This is a genomic window from Desulfocicer niacini, from assembly GCF_054657595.1.
The window spans coordinates 1-504 of the sequence record NZ_BAAHYK010000175.1 but is presented as its reverse complement, the minus strand read 5'-3'; the positions used below and the strand labels follow the sequence as shown (position 1 = coordinate 504).

Annotated in this window: 1 protein-coding gene; it reads left to right on the top strand. The window is 50.6% G+C overall.

Annotation, left to right across the window (positions count from 1 at the left end; all coding sequences use genetic code 11):
- Positions 1-501: 2-oxoacid:acceptor oxidoreductase family protein (locus ACYQ2M_RS25255; RefSeq protein ID WP_459919169.1), on the top strand; the 501-nt coding region annotated here is incomplete at its 5' end.
- Positions 502-504 lie beyond the last annotated feature (3 nt).

Sequence of the window (504 nt, the reverse complement as noted above, 5' to 3'; positions counted from 1 at the left end):
GTTATCACCGCCGCCATAATCCTGGCCGAAGCCGCCGTGATTCATGAAGGAAAAAATGCCACCCAGTCCCAGACCTATGGGGCCGCAGCCAGGGGCGGTGCCACCCGTAGCGATGTGATTATTTCCGATGGCGAAATCATGTTCCCCGAGGTCAACCAGGCCAATATTCTGGTGTGTCTTACCCAGGAAGCCTATGCCACATACAAAGATATGGTTCGACCCGGTGGCATCGTTATCACCGATTCCCGGTTTGTGACCATCACCAAAAAAGTGGATGCAAGGCAGATTGAACTGCCCATGTATGAAACGGTGATGAAAGAGATAGGAAAGCCGATTGTGTTTAATGTGTGCATGCTTGGGGCCGTCCTTGGCGTGACGGAAATTTTAAAACCACCGTCGGTGATGGCGGTTTTAAAAACAAGGGTACCTGAAGATTTCATTGAAATGAACCAGAAAGCTCTGGATCTTGGCATGGAACTTGGGGCCCTGCGCGCAAATTGAATC